At 66.1% G+C, this 19,130-nt stretch carries 17 protein-coding genes; 9 read left to right on the top strand and 8 right to left on the bottom strand.

Annotated features, from left to right (window positions below):
• Window positions 1–12: 12 nt before the first annotated feature.
• Entirely contained in the window at window positions 13–1,659 is a 1,647-nt protein-coding gene (locus tag JD971_RS13600; protein ID WP_202084217.1) for an electron transfer flavoprotein-ubiquinone oxidoreductase, read from the bottom strand.
• A 200-nt stretch (window positions 1,660–1,859) separates the two neighbouring features.
• On the opposite strand from JD971_RS13600, the gene JD971_RS13595 reads away from it, so the two are divergent.
• The 3 genes from JD971_RS13595 to JD971_RS13585 all read left to right on the top strand — a co-directional run bounded on the left by JD971_RS13595 (window position 1,860) and on the right by JD971_RS13585 (window position 5,069).
• Window positions 1,860–2,681 carry a hypothetical protein gene (locus JD971_RS13595; protein ID WP_202084215.1) on the top strand — a complete coding sequence of 274 codons (822 nt, stop codon included), beginning with the start codon at window positions 1,860–1,862 and terminating at the stop codon, window positions 2,679–2,681.
• Window positions 2,682–2,758: 77 nt separating this feature from the next.
• Window positions 2,759–4,552, top strand: a complete 1,794-nt coding sequence (locus JD971_RS13590; RefSeq protein ID WP_202084213.1) for a lytic transglycosylase domain-containing protein — start codon at window positions 2,759–2,761, stop codon at window positions 4,550–4,552.
• Window positions 4,553–4,580: 28 nt separating this feature from the next.
• Window positions 4,581–5,069 (top strand): molybdenum cofactor synthesis domain-containing protein, encoded by a 489-nt coding sequence (locus JD971_RS13585; RefSeq protein ID WP_371809754.1) that lies wholly within the window; start codon window positions 4,581–4,583, stop codon window positions 5,067–5,069.
• Between the two features lie 12 nt (window positions 5,070–5,081).
• Here the strand turns inward: JD971_RS13585 and JD971_RS13580 are convergent, their stop codons facing one another.
• Window positions 5,082–5,429 carry a winged helix-turn-helix domain-containing protein gene (locus JD971_RS13580; protein WP_202084209.1) on the bottom strand — a complete coding sequence of 116 codons (348 nt, stop codon included), beginning with the start codon at window positions 5,427–5,429 and terminating at the stop codon, window positions 5,082–5,084.
• A gap of 70 nt (window positions 5,430–5,499) precedes the next feature.
• On the opposite strand from JD971_RS13580, the gene modA reads away from it, so the two are divergent.
• Genes modA through JD971_RS13565 form a run of 3 tightly spaced genes read left to right on the top strand, consistent with a single transcriptional unit; the run spans window position 5,500 to window position 7,596 of the window.
• On the top strand, window positions 5,500–6,279 hold the full coding sequence (gene modA / locus JD971_RS13575; protein WP_202084207.1) for a molybdate ABC transporter substrate-binding protein: 780 nt from the start codon (window positions 5,500–5,502) through the stop codon (window positions 6,277–6,279).
• Window positions 6,276–6,977, top strand: coding sequence for a molybdate ABC transporter permease subunit (modB, locus tag JD971_RS13570; RefSeq protein ID WP_202084205.1), 702 nt, complete (start codon window positions 6,276–6,278; stop codon window positions 6,975–6,977). The genes modA and modB overlap by 4 nt, the downstream gene beginning before the upstream one ends.
• A complete protein-coding gene (locus tag JD971_RS13565) occupies window positions 6,967–7,596 on the top strand; it encodes an ATP-binding cassette domain-containing protein (protein ID WP_202084203.1) in 630 nt (209 codons plus the stop codon). Before modB ends, JD971_RS13565 begins: the two co-directional genes overlap by 11 nt.
• A gap of 22 nt (window positions 7,597–7,618) precedes the next feature.
• Here the strand turns inward: JD971_RS13565 and dnaE are convergent, their stop codons facing one another.
• From dnaE to JD971_RS13545, 4 genes are all read right to left on the bottom strand, one after another.
• Window positions 7,619–11,101 (bottom strand): DNA polymerase III subunit alpha, encoded by a 3,483-nt coding sequence (dnaE, locus tag JD971_RS13560; protein WP_202084201.1) that lies wholly within the window; start codon window positions 11,099–11,101, stop codon window positions 7,619–7,621.
• 94 nt (window positions 11,102–11,195) lie between these two features.
• A complete protein-coding gene (locus JD971_RS13555) occupies window positions 11,196–11,483 on the bottom strand; it encodes a hypothetical protein (protein ID WP_202084199.1) in 288 nt (95 codons plus the stop codon).
• Window positions 11,484–11,568: 85 nt separating this feature from the next.
• A complete protein-coding gene (locus tag JD971_RS13550) occupies window positions 11,569–12,264 on the bottom strand; it encodes an ABC transporter ATP-binding protein (RefSeq protein ID WP_202084197.1) in 696 nt (231 codons plus the stop codon).
• Window positions 12,257–13,498 carry a lipoprotein-releasing ABC transporter permease subunit gene (locus JD971_RS13545; RefSeq protein WP_202084195.1) on the bottom strand — a complete coding sequence of 414 codons (1,242 nt, stop codon included), beginning with the start codon at window positions 13,496–13,498 and terminating at the stop codon, window positions 12,257–12,259. Before JD971_RS13545 ends, JD971_RS13550 begins: the two co-directional genes overlap by 8 nt.
• 243 nt (window positions 13,499–13,741) lie before the next feature.
• Between JD971_RS13545 and purF the strand changes: the two genes are divergently transcribed.
• From purF to JD971_RS13530, 3 genes are all read left to right on the top strand, one after another.
• On the top strand, window positions 13,742–15,223 hold the full coding sequence (gene purF, locus JD971_RS13540; protein WP_202084193.1) for an amidophosphoribosyltransferase: 1,482 nt from the start codon (window positions 13,742–13,744) through the stop codon (window positions 15,221–15,223).
• Window positions 15,220–15,939 carry an SDR family oxidoreductase gene (locus tag JD971_RS13535; protein WP_202084191.1) on the top strand — a complete coding sequence of 240 codons (720 nt, stop codon included), beginning with the start codon at window positions 15,220–15,222 and terminating at the stop codon, window positions 15,937–15,939. The genes purF and JD971_RS13535 overlap by 4 nt, the downstream gene beginning before the upstream one ends.
• A 77-nt stretch (window positions 15,940–16,016) precedes the next feature.
• A complete protein-coding gene (locus tag JD971_RS13530) occupies window positions 16,017–16,349 on the top strand; it encodes a PilZ domain-containing protein (protein ID WP_236672101.1) in 333 nt (110 codons plus the stop codon).
• 2 nt (window positions 16,350–16,351) lie between these two features.
• On the opposite strand, the gene JD971_RS13525 is transcribed toward JD971_RS13530, so the two are convergent.
• Both JD971_RS13525 and JD971_RS13520 read right to left on the bottom strand, forming a co-directional pair.
• The gene (locus JD971_RS13525; protein WP_202084187.1) at window positions 16,352–17,608 is read right to left on the bottom strand and encodes a cyclopropane-fatty-acyl-phospholipid synthase family protein; all 1,257 of its coding nucleotides are present in this window, start codon (window positions 17,606–17,608) and stop codon (window positions 16,352–16,354) included.
• Between the two features lie 59 nt (window positions 17,609–17,667).
• Window positions 17,668–19,059, bottom strand: coding sequence for a deoxyribodipyrimidine photo-lyase (locus JD971_RS13520; RefSeq protein ID WP_202084185.1), 1,392 nt, complete (start codon window positions 19,057–19,059; stop codon window positions 17,668–17,670).
• Window positions 19,060–19,130 lie beyond the last annotated feature (71 nt).

The following is a 19,130-nucleotide window of genomic DNA, read 5'->3' as shown; positions in this document are numbered from 1 at the left end:
CAGGCGCCCCGCTCACATGTTCGGATAGTTCGGCCCGCCGCCGCCCTCCGGCGTGACCCAGTTGATGTTCTGCGTCGGATCCTTGATGTCGCACGTCTTGCAATGGACGCAATTCTGCGCGTTGATGACGAATTTCGGATCGCCCTCCTCGACACCGACGTATTCATACACGCCCGCCGGGCAGTATCGCGCGGCAGGTCCGGCGAAGACCGGCAGGTTGATCTTTACCGGCACGTCCGGATCGGTCAGCTGCAAATGGCAGGGCTGATCCTCGGCATGGTTGGTGTTGGACAGGAACACGCTCGACAAACGGTCGAAGCTGATGACGCCGTCGGGCTTGGGATATTCGATGGGCTTGTAAAGATCGGCACGCTGCAATTGCTCGCAATCGCGGTGGTGCTTCATCTTGACGGGAAGCCCGATCTTCAACGTGCGCATCCACATGTCCGCACCGGCGAGGATGGTGCCGAGCGAACCGCCGAATTTGGCGACGGCGGGTTCGGCGTTCTGCACCTTCTTCAATTCCTCGGCGATCCAGCTCGACCGCAGGTTCGCTTCGTATTCCGAAACCTCGTCATGTTCGCGGTCGGCGGCAATGGCGTCGGCCATGGCTTCGGCGGCGAGCATGCCCGATTTCATCGCGGTATGGCTGCCCTTGATCCGCGGCACGTTGACGAAACCCGCCGCACAGCCGATGAGCGCGCCGCCGGGGAAGCCGAGCTTCGGCACCGATTGCCAGCCGCCTTCGTTGATCGCCCGCGCGCCATAGGACACGCGCTTGCCCCCTTCGAGCAGCGGACGAATATCGGGATGCTGCTTCCACCGCTGAAATTCCTCGAACGGATGGACGTAGGGGTTTTTATAATCGAGCGCGGTGACGAAGCCGATCGCGACCTGCCCGTTCGCCTGGTGATAGATGAACCCGCCGCCCCAGCTTTCGCTTTCGGACAGGGGCCAGCCCTGCGTGTGGACGACGCGGCCCGGCACGTGCTTGCCCGGCTCGATGTCCCACAATTCCTTGATGCCGAGCCCATAGACCTGCGGCTCGCAATTCGCCTCAAGGTCGTATTTCGCCTTCAGCTGCTTGGTCAGCGAACCGCGCGCCCCTTCGGCAAAGAGCGTGTATTTCGCGTGCAGCTCCATGCCCTGCGCGTAATCGGCCTTGTGGCTGCCATCAGCCGCAACGCCCATGTCGCCCGTCGCCACGCCGCGCACCGCGCCATTGTCGTCATACAGGATTTCCGCCGCGGGAAAGCCGGGGAAAATCTCGACGCCCAGGCCTTCGGCTTTCTCCGCCAGCCAGCGGGACAGATTGCCGAGCGAGCCCGTATAATTCCCCTTGTTCGACAAGAGCGGCGGCATCATCGCATGGGGCATGTTGAATTTCTTGCCCTTGGTCAGGACCCAGTGCCAGTTGTCCGTCACCGGCACCTCGGCCATGGGGCAGCCGTCCTCGCGCCAGTCGGGCAGCAATTCGTCGAGCGCGCGCGGATCGACCACCGCACCCGACAGGATATGCGCGCCGATTTCCGATCCTTTCTCAAGGACGCAGACCTCAAGCGCGTCATTCACCTGTTTCAGCCGGATCGCCGCGGACAGGCCGGCAACGCCGCCGCCGACGATGACGACGTCATAGGGCATGGATTCGCGTTCGCTCATGGGGTCTCGTCCCTTTCAGATCTTTTGTCTTTGCAACTGTTGTGCCCATGGCCTTGATTGCCATTGACGGTAAGGTCAAGAGCGGCAACGGACGGTCTCTTGTAAATTCGTGTAAGGAAAGGCCGTTCCGGTCAAGGCGCTTGTCCCGCCATGCGGCGCGGCGTTATGGGTTCCCCCGCGACGATCGAAAGGCAGGCATCATGACCGATGGCACGGGGCGCCCGCAGGACACAGGCGGCGACGGGGACTGGTCCGCGCTCGCCGCGAGCACAGACGCGTGGTGGGCCGATGCGGGCGTCGATCTTGCATTTGTCGACGATGCGCGCGACTGGCTGGCCGAAGGGGCGGCCAGTGCAAAGCCTGACCCCGCCGCGAAAGACGCACGCCGCCCTGCCCGGCGGCCGGCCCATGCCGATGCGCCGCCGCCGCCGCGCGGCCCCGCCGCCAACGCCGCGCTTCCCGACCGGATCGGCGGCCCGCGCGCGGATTGGCCCGAAAACCTTGAAAATTTTGCCGCGTGGTGGCTCACCGAACGCAGCCTCGATACCGGGCCGGTCGCGCGCCGGGTGCCGCCCGCCGGGCCGAAGGGCGCCGCGGTCATGGTTCTTGTGTGCGAGCCGGAAGCCGCCGATCACGAAGTCCTGCTTTCGGGCAGCGATGGCGCGTTTCTGGACGCGATGCTGCGCGCGATGGGGGTGACGCGGGCCGCGACCTACCGCGCGAGCGTGCTGCCGCGCCATACGCCGGCCGCCGATTGGGAGGCGATGAAGGCCGCGGGGCTGAGCGATGTGCTGCGCCATCATGTCGCGCTCGCCGCGCCCGAACGGCTGCTGGTGTTCGGGCGGGAGGCGCTCGACCTGTTGCAGCCCAGCGAATTTGCCGAGACCGGCGTCGGCAATGTGGCCATCGACGGGGCGGACATTCCGGTGATGGCCGGCTATCCATTGTCCACGCTGGCGCAGCGCGCGCATTTCAAGCGCAACTGGTGGCACCGCTGGCTCGCCTTCTCTCACGAGGGTTGACGGCGCGCGCGGGGCGATTCAAACCGGTGTCGTGGGCTGGGCCGCGAGGATCGGCGCCCGGCAGCGAGAGGGAAACGATGATCGAACGCAATTCCAGATGGCGCCGGCTGGCGATGGCGGCGGTTTTGCCGGCGATGGCCGCGCTCGCGCTGCCGAGCCCGGCCATGGCCAACAGCGCGGCGATTACCATGCCGAACGCAGAGGTGCCGACGCAGCTCAACGCAAACGACCGGCAATATTACGCCACCGTGTTCCGTGCGATCGACGCGCAGGACTGGGCACAGGTGCAGAACCTGCTCAACCGCGGCGATACGAGCGCGCTGCATCAACTCGCGCTGGCCGAATATTATCTGCACCCCAACAGCCCGGCGATCGACCTCGATTCCCTCAACAACTGGCTCGCGATGGGGCGCACGCTTCCGCAGGCGGAACAGATCGGGCGGCTCGCGGTAAAGCGCGGCCTCGGCGCGGAACCCGCGCTTCCGGGGGCGCAGCGGCTGGTGTCGATCCGCGCGCCCGAAAAACGCACGCGCCCGCGCGGCATTTCCGATGGCTCCATGCCCGAAAGCGTGAGCAGCGCGATCCTCGACCGCATCGTCAATGACGATCCCGATGGCGCACGGCAATTGCTGTCGGGTGTGGAGATGACGTTGACCGCCGCCTCCCGCGCCGAATGGCGGCAGCGCGTCGCGTGGAGCTATTATATCGAGAATGACGACCGCACCGCGCTCGCCATGGCGCGGCAGGTGGCCGATGGCGGCAGCGGGCCGTGGGTCGCCGAAGGCTGGTGGGTCGCGGGGCTTTCGGCATGGCGGCTGGGCGATTGCGCGCTTGCGGCGGACGGTTTCGCCCGCGCGGCGCAGGCATCGCAGAACGACGAGCTGACCTCGGCCTCGCATTACTGGGCCGCGCGCGCCTATACCCGCTGCCGTCAGCCCGAAAACGCCGCCCCTGCGTTGCAGAACGCCGCCAATCTGCACGAAACGCTTTATGGCATGCTGGCCTCGGAACAGCTTAATCGCGCGCTCCCCGCACAGGCCGCTGGCGAACCGTTTTCGCAGGACGACTGGCGCCGCCTCTCGGACGAGGCGAATGTGCGCGCGGCCGTCGCCCTCGTCGAAATCGGCCGCGAAGGGCTGGCGGACGAGGTGCTGCGCCATCAGGCCCGCATCGGCGCGCCCGCCGATTATCCCGCGCTGTCCCGGCTCGCCCGCGCATTGGGCCTGCCCGCGACGCAGCTTTACATGGCCTATAACGCGCCGAGCGGGACGCGCGCCGACCCTGCGACCCGGTACCCCGCCGCGAAATGGCAGCCGGTCGAAGGGTGGCGTGTCGATCCCGCGCTGGCCTATGCGCACACCTTGCAGGAATCGAATTTCCGGGCCGATGCGGTAAGCCCCGCACAAGCGGTCGGCCTGATGCAGATCACGCCGATCACGGTGCGCCAACATGCGCCCTCGCTCGGCATGGATGCGGGCCGCGCCGACCTGACCGACCCGGCCACGAACATGAGCTTTGGCCAACGCAATCTCGAAATGCTGCGCGATTCCAGCGGGACGCAGGGGCTGCTCCCCAAGATCATGGCGGCGTATAATGCCGGCCTGTCGCCGATCACGCGCTGGAACACCGAGATCAACGATTACGGCGATCCGCTGCTCTGGATGGAATCGATCCCCTATTGGGAGACGCGGGCCTATGTCGCGATCGTGACGCGCAATTACTGGATGTATCAGCGTCAGCAAAACCGCGATTCCGACGCGCGGGAGGCGCTGGCGCAGAATCTGTGGCCGCGTTTCCCGGGCGTGGCGGGCGCCGATGCGGTATCGATGCAGGGCAAGCCGGTTTTATCGGGAGCGGTTCGTGGCAATTGACGAAACGCGCGCGTTCATACCTGTCCGCATCGCGCTTCTGACCGTATCGGACACGCGCGGGCCGGACGAGGACACGTCCGGCGACATCCTGGCAAAGCGGATCGAGGGGGCGGGCCATATCCTCGCCGACCGCACGATCATGAAGGACGATGCAGCGCTCATCACCGCCGGGTTGCAGATCTGGATCGGGCGGGCGGATGTGGACGCGGTCATCATCACCGGCGGCACCGGCCTCACCGGGCGCGACGTTATGCCAGAGGCGCTAGACCGTGTAAAGACTAAGGACATCCCCGGTTTCGGCGAGCTTTTCCGCTGGCTCAGCTTCAAGACCATCGGGACCAGCACGGTGCAATCGCGAGCCTGCGCGGTGGTGGCGCAATCGACCTATATCTTCGCGCTGCCGGGATCGAACGGGGCGGTGAAGGACGGGTGGGACGGCATTCTTGCCGAACAGCTCGACGCGCGCAACCGCCCCTGCAATTTCGTGCAGCTGATGCCGCGTTTGATGGAACGCTGAAGCTCTGCGGGATCAGTCAGTCGGCGCCACCGGCGCGGCGCGCAGCCTCCGCGTAATGGCGCCGGGCGCCGCCGCCGCGCCGTCTATCGTTGCTATCATCGCGCGATAGGCGCCGAGCACTGCGACACCGTCCGCCGTCACATCCGCGCCTCCGCCGGGCCGCGTGGCGATCAGCGGCTCCGCGAAACAGCGGTTCATCGTATCGACCAGCAACCACGCGCGCCGGTAACTCATCCCCAATGCGCGGGCCGCCGCCGAAATCGACCCCTCCCGCCCGATCGCGTCGAGGAGCGCGGCCTTGCCCGGCCCCATCGCGATGGCATCGCCGCAATAGATCTGAACCTTGATCTTGATGCGCATGTCCCCTCCTGCGTTGCGGGTGCAAATGCACGCTCGACGATCTGTATATGCGTGGATATAGCTTTGCGCCATGCTCCGCGCTCTTTTCGCCCTTTTCGCCTGCGCAATCCTGATGGCGTGCAGCCCTTCGCCCGCCACGGGGCCCGTCGTCCTCGCCGCGTCCAGCATGACCGAGGCGTTGACCGCGGCGGCAGACGAATGGGCCGCGCGCGGACATGCGCGGCCAGTGCTGTCCTTTGCCGCAAGTTCCGCACTTGCCCGCCAGTTGCAGGAGGGCGCGCCGGCGGATCTCTTCGTTTCGGCGGACGAGGAATGGATGGACGTGCTGCAACAAGGGGGGCACATCCGGGAGGAGAGCAGACGCGTTATCGCCGGGAACGCGCTCGTGCTGATCGCGGCCGCGGATACTGCGGATGCCGCGGATACCGGGGCCGTCGATTTGCGCGATCCGGTTGCGCTTTCGAATGCGCTGGGCGGCGCGGGCCGGCTCGCCATGGCGGATCCGTTGGCGGTTCCCGCGGGCCGGTATGGTCGTGCGGCGCTGATGGCGATGAATCTCTGGGACGGAGTGGCGAAGCGCATCGCACCTGCGCAGAACGTGCGCGCCGCGCTCGCGCTCGTGGAGCGGGGGGCCGCCCCACTCGGCATCACCTACGCCACCGACGCCGCCGCATCGGACCGGGTGCGCATCGTGGCGCGGTTTCCGGAATCGAGCCACCCACCAATCCGCTATCCCGTGGCAATTCCCACGCTGTCGCGAGATGGCGATGCGGCGGCGTTCCTCGATTTCCTGACCCGCGCGGAGGGGCAGGCGATCCTGCGCGCCCACGGCTTTACGGCGCCGCGATGACGGCCGCGCTTTCCCCCGCCGAATGGGAGGTCATCGCGCTTTCGCTCAGGGTCAGTGCGGTGGCGATGATGGCCACGCTCCCTCTCGCCTATGCGCTGGCGTGGTTGCTTGCGCGGCGGCGCTTTGCGGGGCGGGTTCTGCTCGATGCCGCGGTGCATCTCCCGCTGGTGGTGCCGCCGGTGGTCACGGGGTGGATACTGCTCATCGTGCTCGGCCCGGCGGGACCGGTCGGGGCTTGGCTGCAAACGCATTTCGGTATTGGTTTCGTGTTTCGCTGGACCGGGGCGGCGGTTGCGGCGGCGGTGATGGCGCTGCCGTTGATGGTCCGGGCGATGCGCCTTTCGATCGAGGCGGTCGACCGGCGTGCCGTCGATGCGGCGCGGACGCTCGGTGCGACGCGGTGGCGTGCGTTTGCAACCGTCACGCTTCCGCTTTCGATGCCGGGCATTCTGGCGGGCGCAGTGCTCGGCTTTGCGCGGTCGCTCGGCGAATTCGGCGCGACGATCACCTTCGTCTCCAACATTCCGGGCGAGACGCAGACGCTCCCCCTCGCGATCTATAGCGGGTTGCAGGTACCGGGGGCGGAGGCGGCGGTGACGCGGCTCGCCATCGTGTCGGTGGTGCTGTCGGTCGGTGCGCTGATGCTGTCGGAATGGCTGATCCGGCGTTCCGGCGCGGGGAATAGCCATGTCCTTTGACGTCGACATCGCCTTTGCGAACGGGGCGGCGGGGGCACCGACGGCGTTGCGCATTGCGAGCGACGCGGCGCTGATCGCGCTCACCGGCCCCTCCGGCGCGGGCAAGACCAGCGCGCTCAACTGCATCGCGGGATTGCACCGGCCGATCCGGGGCCGCATCGCCATAGGGGACGCGGTGCTGTTCGATGGGGCGGCGGGCATCGACCTTGCGCCGCAGCACCGCCGCGCCGGATATGTCTTTCAGGAAAACCGCCTCTTTCCCCATCGCCGCGTGGGCGCCAACCTCATGTATGGCGAGATGCTGCGCGACGAAGGCGAGCGGTGGATCACCCGCTCCGAAGTCGTCGATTTCCTCGGCATCGGCCATTTGCTCGACCGCTGGCCCGCGACGCTTTCGGGCGGGGAGGCAAAGCGCGTTGCCATCGGGCGGGCGCTGCTGTCGGCGCCGCGCTTCCTGCTGCTGGACGAACCGCTCGCCGCGATCGACCCCGCCCGGCGCGACGAAATCCTCACCGTGATCGAGCGGATCCGCGACACGCTGCCGGTGCCCATCCTCTATGTCAGCCACCATCCGGACGAGATCGCCCGGCTGACCACGGTGAATGTCACGATGGGCTGAACGACGCGGCGGGCGCCGGCGGTCACGCCACCAGCTTCAGATCCTGCACCCGTTTCGCCTCCAGCGCGGTCGCCGCGATGCCGTCCACCTCGGCAATCCGGTCGACCAGATCGCCATCGAGCATGAAGCGCCGCCCAAGGCTCATCACCGCCTCGCGCCCCTCGCCCAGTTGGAGCCGGGCGATGACCTCGCCGGTGGCGTCGGCGCCGGTCGGCAGCATCGCGGCCAGTTCCGCCATCGCGTCCGCCCGCGACACCGACAGGCGAAGCACCATGCGCGCCGTGCCCTTCACCTCGGCCAGCGGGCGGGCGCCGCGCACGGTAACGCGCGGCGGCTCGTCGATGCTGGGCCGGTCGAGTTCGACGTTGAGCAGCACGCATTCCCCGCTCGCCGCCCATTTGACGAAGCTGTCGACCAGAGCCTCCTCGAAACAGCTGGCCGAAAACTGGCCCGACTGATCCGAAAAATCGGCCATGACGAAATCGCGGCCCTTGCGCGTCTTGCGCTTGTTCACGCTTTCCACCAGCACCGCCATCACCGCATTGGTGCGGCCCTGCCCGCCGCCACCCGGCCCGCCGACATCGCCCACGGTCAGGCTGGCGTGGGTGCGCGCGCCATTCGCGCCGGCGACCGCGCGCCATTGTTCGACCGGGTGCGCGGCGAAGTAGAACCCGAAATTCTCCCGCTCCTTCGCCATCTGTTCGATCCGGGGCCAGCGTTCGGTCTCCACCATGCGGAGATCCTGCGCGTCTTCCTCCTCCGCCCCGAACAGCCCGGCCTGCCCGCTCGTCTTCTCGCGCGCGGCGGCGTCCGCCACGGCCAGCAGCATGTCCGCATTGGCGATGATCTTCGCCCGGTTCGGCTCCAGCTGGTCGAGTGCACCCGCCGCGGCCAGCCCTTCGAGCCCGCGGCGGTTCATCGCACCGGGCGGCAGGCGGCGGAACAAATCGGCGAGGCTTTCGAACCGTCCGCGGGCAATCCGCTCGTTCACCACCGCGTCCATCGCCTTTTCGCCGACATTGCGAATGCCGGCGAGCGCATAGCGGACCTGGTGCCCGTCCTCGGTCGGCTCGACGGTGAACTCCGCCTCCGAATGGTTGATGTCCGGCCCGGCCAGCGCGACGCCCGCGCGGCGCATGTCCTCGACGAAGATCGACAGCTTTTCCGATTGATGCATGTCGAAACACATCGACGCGGCATAAAATTCGTGCGGGTAATGCGCCTTCAGCCACGCGGTCTGATACGCCAGCAGCGCATAGGCGGCGGCGTGCGATTTGTTGAAACCGTAGCCTGCGAACTTGTCGATCAAGTCGAACAGCTCGTTCGCCTTGCCCTTGTCGATGTCCGACACGCGCTTGCACCCCTCGACGAAACGCTGGCGCTGCGCGTCCATTTCGGCCTGCACCTTCTTGCCCATCGCGCGGCGCAGAAGATCCGCATCGCCGAGCGAATATCCGGCGAGGATCTGCGCGGCCTGCATCACCTGTTCCTGATAGACGAAGATGCCATAGGTTTCGGCGAGAATGCCTTCGAGCTTTTCATGCGGATACTCGATCTCCGCCTGCCCGTTCTTGCGCTGTCCGAACAGGGGGATGTTGTCCATCGGGCCGGGACGATAGAGCGAGACGAGGGCGATGATGTCCTCGAACTTGGTCGGTTTCACGGCGGACAGCGTGCGGCGCATGCCTTCGGATTCCAGCTGAAACACGCCGACCGTATCGCCGCGCTTCAAAAGGTCGAACACGCCCGCATCCTCCCACGACAGCGTGTCGAGGTCGATGGTAATGCCCCGCTGCGCCAGAAGATCGATCGCCTTGCGCAGCACCGACAGCGTCTTGAGCCCCAAAAAGTCGAACTTCACCAGCCCGCTCGATTCCACATGTTTCATGTCGAATTGCGTGACCGGCATGTCGGACCGCGGATCGCGATAAAGCGGGACGAGCTGGCTCAGCGGGCGGTCCCCGATCACCACGCCCGCCGCGTGGGTGGAGGAATTGCGGGGCAAACCTTCAAGCTGACGGGCGAGATCGACGAGCCGCTGCACATCCTTGTCGCGGCGATATTCCCCGGCAAAATCGGACGCGCCATTGAGCGTGCGTTCGAGCGTCCACGGGTCGGTCGGGTGGTTCGGCACCATCTTGCACAGCCGGTCGACATGGCCGTAGCTCATCTGCAAAATGCGGCCGCAATCGCGCAGCACGGCGCGGGCCTTCATCTTGCCGAAGGTGATGATCTGCGCGACATGGTCGTGCCCGTACTTGTTCTGTACATAGCGGATCACCTCGCCCCGCCGGGTTTCGCAGAAATCGATGTCGAAGTCGGGCATCGACACGCGCTCGGGATTGAGGAACCGTTCGAACAGCAGGCCGAGCCGCAGCGGATCGAGATCGGTGATGGTCAGCGCCCACGCCACCAGGCTGCCCGCGCCCGAGCCGCGCCCCGGCCCCACCGGAATGCCATTGTCCTTCGCCCATTTGATGAAGTCGGCAACGATGAGGAAGTACCCCGGAAAGCCCATTCCGGTGATGATCTCGACCTCGAATTTCAGCCGGGCATAATATTCCTCCCGTGCCTCCTCCGACAGATCGGGATAGATCTCGAGCCGCCTGTCGAGGCCGCGCCGCGCATCCTCGGCCAGCGCCTTCGCCTCGCCTTCCTGATCGCCGGCGAGGCTGGGCAGGATCGGCTTGCGATAGGGCGGCATGAAGGCGGTGCGCTGCGCCACGATCAGCGTGTTGGCGGTCGCCTCGGGCAGGTCGGCGAACAGCTCGTGCATGACCGGCGCCGGTTTCACCCACGCATCGCGCGGCGCGCGGGGCCGGTCGGTCGCATCGATATGCGTGCTGTTGGCGATACACAGCAGCGCATCATGCGCGGGGTGGAACGGCGCCTCGTCGAAAAGGGCCGGATTGCTCGCCACCAAAGGCAGGTCGCGGGCATAGGCAAGCGCGATCAGCGCGTCCTCGGCCTCGGCCTCGTTCGGGGCACCGCTGCGCGCGATTTCGATATAGAGCCGGTCGCCGAACAGCGCCTGCAGCCGGTCGCAATAGGCCGCCGCCTCGTCCGCCTGCCCCTCGGACAGCAGGCGGGCGAGCGCCCCTTCCCCCGCGCCGCTCAGGCACAGGAGGCCGCCGGTCCGCCCCTCCAGCATGTCCATGCCGACATGCGGGTCGAGATGAAGAGGCCGGTCGAGATGGGCCGCGCTCACCAGATGGCACAGATTGTCCCAGCCAGTTTCATCCTGTGCGTAGAGCGCGATCCAGTCGATCTGCTCCCGCCCTGGCCGCTGCACCGCGAGGAACGTGCCGATGACCGGCTGCACCCCTTGCGCCTTGCACTCCCCCGCAAAGGGAATCGCGCCGTAAAGCCCGTTTCGGTCGCAGATGGCCACGGCAGGAAAGCCGCGCGCCTTGGCCAGCTTTGCCAGCGCCTTGGGGTCGATCGCGCCTTCGAGCATGGTAAAGCTGGAAAAGACGCGAAGGGGGACGAAATCTGCGTATGCCATCGCGGGATAGATAGCGAAACGCCCGCCCCCATGCGAGGGGGCGGGCGATATTTTCACCCGTTAACGGACCGTGGCGCGATCCGTCGGACGCGGATCAATCGGCCTTCGGAAAATCGTCGTGCCGGGCCAGCGCCAGGATTTCGGGAAGCGTGAAGACGCGATCGCCCGATTTCTGAATCACGAGATGCTCGCGCTCATCCTCCGGCAGGTGGTCGACGAAACGGACCATTTCGGCGAACGTGCCCTCGCGCATCACGTTGAAACCGCGCAGCATGTTGCTTTCATTGCCGTTTGGGCGATTGTGGATCGCGGCGTGATCGTCCCACTCGATCCCGTTGAGATTGGGCGATTCGCCGCGAAAAGTGGTGGGGGAATGGCTCACCTGAGAGATCCTTTGTCAAAACGGTTCGATGGATCAACGCCCCTTAGTCCACCCCGGTTCCGGTTCGCAAGGCGGATTGCCGCGGCTACCCTGCGCGAAGGCGCCCTTCGTGCAGGCGGACGACGCGGTCCATGCGGCGGGCGAGCCGTTCGTTATGCGTCGCGATGAGCGCGGAGCTGCCCTGCCCGCGCACGAGCCGCAGAAATTCCTCCAGCACGCGGTCCGCCGTCGCCTCGTCGAGATTGCCCGTCGGCTCGTCGGCCAGTACCAGCTCGGGCCGGTTGGCGAGCGCGCGGGCGACGGCGACGCGCTGCTGCTCGCCGCCCGAAAGCTGGCTGGGCCGGTGGTCGAGCCGTTGTGACAGGCCCAGCGCGCCGAGCAATTCGTCGGCGCGTGCCTCCGCCTCCCCGCGCGCGCGCCCGGCGACGAGCTGCGGCAGGATCACGTTTTCGCGCGCGTTGAAATCGGGCAGCAGATGGTGAAACTGGTAAACGAAGCCCAGATGTTCGCGCCGCAGCGCCGTGCGCGCATCGCCATTGAGCGCGCTCGCCTCGACGCCTGCAATCTCGATCTTGCCCTTAAACCCGCCTTCGAGCAGGCCGACCGCCTGCAGCATGGTGGACTTGCCCGAACCCGACGGGCCGAGCAGGGCGACGATCTCGCCCGGCATGATGGAAAGCTCGACCCCGCGCAGCACCTCGATCGTGACGCCGCCTTGGGTAAAGCTGCGGCGAAGATCGTGGAGCCGGACGACGGGCGCGGACGGGACGGTATCATTCATAGCGCAGGACCTGCACGGGATCGGTGCTCGCCGCCTTGAACGCGGGGTAGAGCGTGGCGAGGAAGGACAGCACGAGCGCCATCACGACGATGACCGTGACCTCGGCCGGGTCGGTCCGCGCGGGCAGTTCGGTGAGGAAGCGGATCGAGGGATCCCACAGTTCCTGTCCGGTGAACAATTCCATGGCGCGCACCACCGATTGCCGGAATTCGAGCGCGACGAACCCGAGCAGCAGCCCCGCCATCGTGCCCATCGCCCCGATCAGGAAACCGGCGGTGACGAAAATCTTGAGGATGGACCGCCGCGTCGCTCCCATTGTGCGCAAAATCGCAATGTCGCGCGTCTTGGCCCGGACCAGCATGATGAGCGAAGACAGGATGTTGAACACCGCGACCAGCACGATGATCGACAGCACGACGAACATCGCCACCCGCTCCACCGCGAGCGCCTCGAACAGGGAGGCGTTGATCGTTTTCCAGTCGGACACGACCGCGCGCCCGGCGAGCCTTTGCGCGATGGGGGCCATGGTGTCCTCCACCGTGTCGGGATCTTCGGTGAGCACCTCGATCATGCCGATGGAATCGCCGGAGAGGAGCAGCGTCTGCGCATCCTCCATCGCCATCACGACAAAGGAATTGTCGTAATCGTAGATCCCGATTTCGAAGATCGCCCCGATTTCATAGCCGATTTCGCGCGGCACGGTGCCGAACGGCGTCGTACGCCCCTGCGGATTGATGATGGTGATCGTATCGCCGAGCCGCATGCCGAGCGTCTGCGCCAGCCGCGCGCCGATGGCCACCGTATTGGACCCGGCCCGCACACGCGACAGGTCGCCCATCACGTTCTTGTCGGCGAGCCTTGCGATGTCGTCCGGCTCGTTCCCGCGGACCAGCACGGCCTCAACCCGCCCGTTGAACGTGGCGAGCAGCGGCTGCTCGATCAGCGGGGAAGCACGCGTGACGCCGTCCGTTTCGCGCACCTCTTCGAGCACGTCGCGCCAGTTGTCGAGCTTACCGCCATAGGCCTGCACGATGGCATGGCCGTTCAGCCCGACGATCTTGTCCATCAATTCGGCGCGAAACCCGTTCATCACGCTCATCACGATGACGAGCGCGGCCACGCCGAGCATGACCGCCACGAGGCTGATGCCCGCGACGAGCGCGATGAAACGCTCTCCCTTGCCGGGCAGCATGTAGCGTTTGGCGATCGTCCATTCGAAAGGGGAAAGGATCACGAGGGCAGCGGTCCGTGCATGGTGGGAAGGTGCGTGCGCCCCATGAACAGGGCGGCTTTAACGCAAGGTGAAGTAGGCGGTGCCGCCCCGCGTGGCAAGCGTTCCGGTGCAAACGCACCGCTGCGTATAACACACAGGTTGTAATCGAACGCATTTCTCGGCAAAGCGGCGCCAGCGAACGGGGGCGATAACGCCCTGCACGAAACGGCCACCGATCGGGCCGATCCGGGACATTGCGCGAACATGACCATCGAGACAAACGTGAACCATCCCTTCCATGACGAGGACGGGGATACGCTGCGCGAGGAATGCGGCGTTTTCGGCGCCATCAACGCACGCGACGCTACCGCGCTCACCGCGCTGGGCCTGCACGCGCTGCAACATCGCGGGCAGGAAGCGGCCGGCATCGTCAGCTATGACGGGGCGGAATTCTACGTCCGGCGCGGGCTTGGCCACGTGGCCGAGAATTTCGGCGCGGGCGATGCCATCGCCGAACTGCCGGGGTCGATGGCGGCGGGCCATGTCCGCTATTCCACGACCGGCGGATCGGGCCTCCGCAATATTCAGCCGCTCTACGCCGAACTCGCCACCGGCGGTTTCGCGATCGCGCACAACGGCAATATCTCGAACGCGATGCACCTGCGCGCCGATCTGGTGCGCAAGGGGGCGATCTTTCAATCCACCTCCGATACCGAGGTGATCGTCCATCTCGTCGCGACGAGCCGGTATCCCACGCTGCTCGACCGGTTCGTCGATGCGCTGCGCCTTGTCGAGGGTGCCTATGCGCTGATCTGCATGACGCCCAAGGGGATGATCGCCTGCCGCGATCCGCTCGGGATTCGCCCGCTCGTCATGGGGCGGGTCGGCGATGCGGTGGTCTTTGCCAGCGAGACGGTCGCGCTCGACATCATCGGGGCCGATTTCGAACGCGAGGTCGAACCCGGCGAGCTGATCGAGGTGGATTTCGACGGCAATACGAAGAGCCACCGCCCGTTCGGCAACCGGGCATCGCGCCCGTGCATCTTCGAACATGTGTATTTCAGCCGGCCCGATTCGATTTCGGCGGGCCGCTCGGTCTATTCCGTGCGCAAGGCCATCGGGGAGCAGCTCGCCATCGAATCGCCTGCCGATGTCGACCTCGTCATTCCGGTGCCGGATTCGGGCGTGCCGGCCGCGATCGGCTATGCACAGCAATCGGGCAAGCCGTTCGAGCTGGGCATCATCCGCTCGCATTACGTGGGCCGCACCTTCATTCAACCGTCCGACGGCGCAAGGTCGAGCAGCGTCAGTCGCAAGCACAATGCCAATCGCGCCCTGGTCGAGGGCAAACGCATCGTGCTCATCGACGACAGCATCGTGCGCGGCACCACCAGCCTGAAGATCGTGCAGATGATGCGCGATGCCGGCGCGACCGAGGTGCACATGCGCATCGCCAGCCCGCCGACCATGCACAGCTGTTTCTATGGCGTGGACACGCCCGAACGCTCCAAATTGCTGGCCGCGCGGATGGAAGTCGAAGCGATGCGCGAGTTCATCCAGGCCGACAGCCTCGCCTTCGTCTCCATCGACGGCCTTTATCGCGCGGTGGGCGAGGAAGAGCGCAAGCCCAAGTGCCCGCAATATTGCGACGCGTGCTTTACCGGCGATTATCCGACGAAGCTCACCGATCTGGAGGAGCGCACGGAACCCGATCAGATGTCGCTGTTGCAGGAGACGGCGGCGTGAGCGCCGGGAAGACGCTCGACGGTCAGCTCGCGCTCGTCACCGGGGCCTCGCGCGGGATCGGCGCGGCGATCGCGCAATCGCTGGCCGCGCGCGGGGCGCATGTCGTGCTCACCGCGCGGAGCGATACCGCGCTCGAACAGGTGGAGGACGCGATCCACGCCGCCGGCGGAAGCGCGACCATCGCACCGATGGATCTTTCGGAACCCGATGCGGTCGCACGGCTCGCCGCCGCGATCCGCGGCCGGTGGGACGCGCTCGACATGCTGGTCATCAATGCGGCGATCCTGCCGCAATTATCGGCGGTGCAGGATATCGACCCCCGCGAATTCAGCCGTGCGATGACCGTGAACGTCCTCGCGACGCAGACATTGCTGACCGCGTTCCATCCCATGCTCAAGGCGTCGAAGGATGGCCGCGTGGTCGGCATCACGAGCAGCGTGGGCGCAGACCCGCGTGCCTACTGGGGCGCATATGGCGCGACGAAAGGGGCGTTCGACGTGCTGCTCGATTGCTATGCGCAGGAAAACGCGAAGGTGTCGCGCATCCGCACGGCCATCGTCGATCCCGGCGCCACCCGCACGACGATGCGGGCACGCGCCTATCCGGGCGAGGATCCGCAGACGGTGAAATCCCCCGACACGGTCGGCGAGGCGGTCGCGCGCTTGCTGTGTGAGCCGTTCGAAACCGGATATAGACTTCGCGTTAACCAAGCCTGATAGGCAAAAATTCACACTTCCAGACGAGATTGACTCGCAATACGATGATCCCCATCGGGAGTGTTGCGATGCACGCCTTGCTTCAACGAAAACGTCCAAGTGCCCAGGCCCGGCCTCGTCGCTATGCGACTGCGGTCGGGCTCACGATCCCCGCCAATCTGAGGCCGTCTGGCGGGCGCGGGTTTTCCACCGTGGTTCACGATTTTTCGATCGGCGGCTTTTCGGGCACCGCGGCGGAGCCTTTGCGCGAAGGCACGCTCTGCTGGCTCTATGTGCCGGGGATCGAGCCGCTCGCATGCGAAGTGATATGGTGGCGCGACAATGCGGTCGGTTGCGCCTTTCATGACCTGCTCGATTTCGGCACGTATGAAACCATCGTCGCGGGCTGCCGCATTCCGGCCCGGCTCTGACGCTATTGCCGGATCAGCGTGACCTGATGCACGTCGATCCCGCCGCCGCGAAACCCGCCCTCGCAATACATGAGGTAGTAGCGCCACAGATCGACGAACCCGCGGTCGAAACCGGGCGGGAGCAGGCCGTCGTCCACCGCCCGCTCGAAATTCTCGCGCCAGATGCGCAGCGTTTCGGCATAATCGCGCCCGAAATCATGCTGATCCTGCCATGACAGGCCGCGCGCCTCGGCAAGCGTGCGAAACTCGCTCGTCCGGATCAGCAGACCGCCGGGAAAGACATAGGTCTGGATGAAATCGGCGCTGCTGGCGTAGGCATCGAAAATGTCGTCGCGGATCGAGATATACTGAATCGCCGCGCGCCCGCCCGGCTTCAGGTTGCGGGCGATGCAATCCATGTAGGTCGGCCAGTATTCGCGGCCAAGCGCCTCGACCATTTCCACGCTGGCGATGGCGTCGAACTGCCCCTCGACGTCGCGGTAATCCTGCCGTCGGAAATCGATGGACAACGCCTCGCGCGCCGCCCTTTCCCGCGCGTGGGCGAGTTGTTCGTCCGACAGGCTGATCGCGGTGACATCCGCGCCGTGCCGGTCGGCCAGCCGCCGCGCGAGGAAACCCCAGCCGCATCCGATTTCCAGCACATTGTCACCGGGCGCGAGCGCGAGCCGGTCCGCCAGCGCATCGACCTTGGCGAATTGCGCCTGCTCCAGATCGTGTGCCCCATCGGTGAACAGCGCGCTGGAATAGCTCATCGTGGGATCGAGCCATGCGGCGTAGAAATCATTGCCGAGGTCGTAATGCGCGGCGATGTTCACCTGCGCCCCGGCCCTGGTATTGCGCCGCAGGCGGTGCAGCATCCGGCTGGCCAGCCGCCACGGCCCCTTCGCCCGCCCGACCGAACCCAGCGTTTCGGCATTGGCGATGAACAGCGCAAAGATCATGACCGGGTCCGGGCTGTCCCATTCGCCCAGTTCCCATGCGCGATACCATCCGACCGACCCGCCGGTGGCCAGCCGCAACAACGCGCGCCAGTCGTGGAGCCGGATCTGCGCCGCGAAACCCGGCGCCCGCCCGCCGACGATGCGATGGCTGCCATCGGGCAATTGCGCCTCGATCGAGCCGATCGCAATCCCGGCGTCGATACGCTCGACCAGGCGATCGGTCCCGCCGGATATCACCCGCGCGAGCCAGCCTGTGCCGTTCTGCCAGTCGAGGCCCGCCTGTGTCAGGTGCCTGCCGCGTGGTTCGGGTGCATTCATCGCGGCCCCCTATGGCGCGGGATGCGCCGCTTGCCAACAGGCGGAAAGCATGCCGTCCCCTATCCCGCGCGATCCTTCATTTCGCCATAGGCGTCGAGCGCGCGTTGCCGGGCCACCTTGTGCGCGATTCGCTTTTCCGGATAGCCGTCCGGCCGGCAATCCTCGCCCGGATCGTGGATCGTGTCGTCGCCGAGATGGCTGAGTTCCGGCACCCATTCGCGGATGTATTCGGCGGCGTCGAACTTCGGCGATTGCGAGAGCGGCGCCATGATGCGCGGGAACATGTTGCTGTCCACCCCCGTGCCTGCGATCCATTGCCAGTTCACGCCATTGTTCGCATAATCCGCATCGACCAGCGTGTCCCAGTACCACCGTTCCCCGTGGGTCCAGCGGATGAGCAGATGCTTGATGAGGAAGCTCGCCGCGATCATCCGCACCCGGTTGTGCATCCAACCGATGTGCCACAATTGCCGCATCCCCGCATCGACGATGGGGTATCCGGTGCGCCCCTGCTGCCACGCTTTCAGATCGGCGGCGGCTTCGTCGTCGCTGTCGGGGTCGCGCCATGGGAAATGCGCGAACTGTTCGCGATAGCCGCTCTCGGGATATTCGGGAAACTGGCAGATGATGTTCTGCGTATAATCGCGCCAAAGCAATTCGCCGCGAAAGCTGTGCAGCCCTTCCCCGCTGCGCCCTTCCAGTGCCTTCCACACCTGCGTCGGCGAAATCTCGCCCCAATGGAGGTGCGGCGACAGGCGTGAGGAACCATCGACCGACGGCAGGTTCCGGTCGGTTTCATAGGACGCAACCCGTTCGCAGAATTCGTCGAGCTGATCCTGCCCTGCGTTTTCGCCCACGGCCCATTCGCTGCGAAATCCCTCGGCCCAGTCGGGCTTTGTGGGAAGCAGGTTCCAGTCGTCCAGATCGTCGCTGTCGGGCCATGCATCGGGGAGCGTCAGGCTCGGCACATCGAGCGGGTCGCGCTGCGGCAACTGGCGGGTCGCCGCCTTCGCGAAGGGGGTGTAGATCTTGTACGGGTCGCCCGAACCGGTCGTCACCGCGCCGGGCGGCAGCAGGTAATTCCCGTCGTAGAGATTGAGCGTGACCCGCTCGCAGAGCGCGTCCTGCGCCTTTACCCACCAATGTTCGTAATGGCGGATGGCGTGGACCGCCTCCGCCCCCGTTTCCTCGACCAGCGCGCAGAGTTCCTCGACCGCATCGCCGCGCCGCAGGATGAGCCGCGAGCGATGCTGCGCCAGCCGGCTCGCCATCGCATCGAGGCTATGATGCAGCCACCATCGCGACGCCCCGCCCAGCGCGCGATCCCCCGCCCGATCGTCGTCCAGCACATAGACCGCGATGACCGGCCCCTGCGACGCGGCGGCGCACAGCGCGGGCTGATCCGAAAGGCGCAGGTCGCGGCGCAGCCAGACGATTTGCGGGGCAGTCATTCAGGTCTCCTGGGAAGTCGTAATGTTTGGAACGGGAACGGGGGGCCTTGCGCGAATGTTCCATGACGATG

It is taken from the genome of Croceicoccus sp. YJ47, from assembly GCF_016745095.1.
GTDB lineage: Bacteria > Pseudomonadota > Alphaproteobacteria > Sphingomonadales > Sphingomonadaceae > Croceicoccus.
The sequence above is the reverse complement of the archived record's forward strand: the minus strand, read 5'-3'. Positions and strand labels throughout refer to the sequence as shown.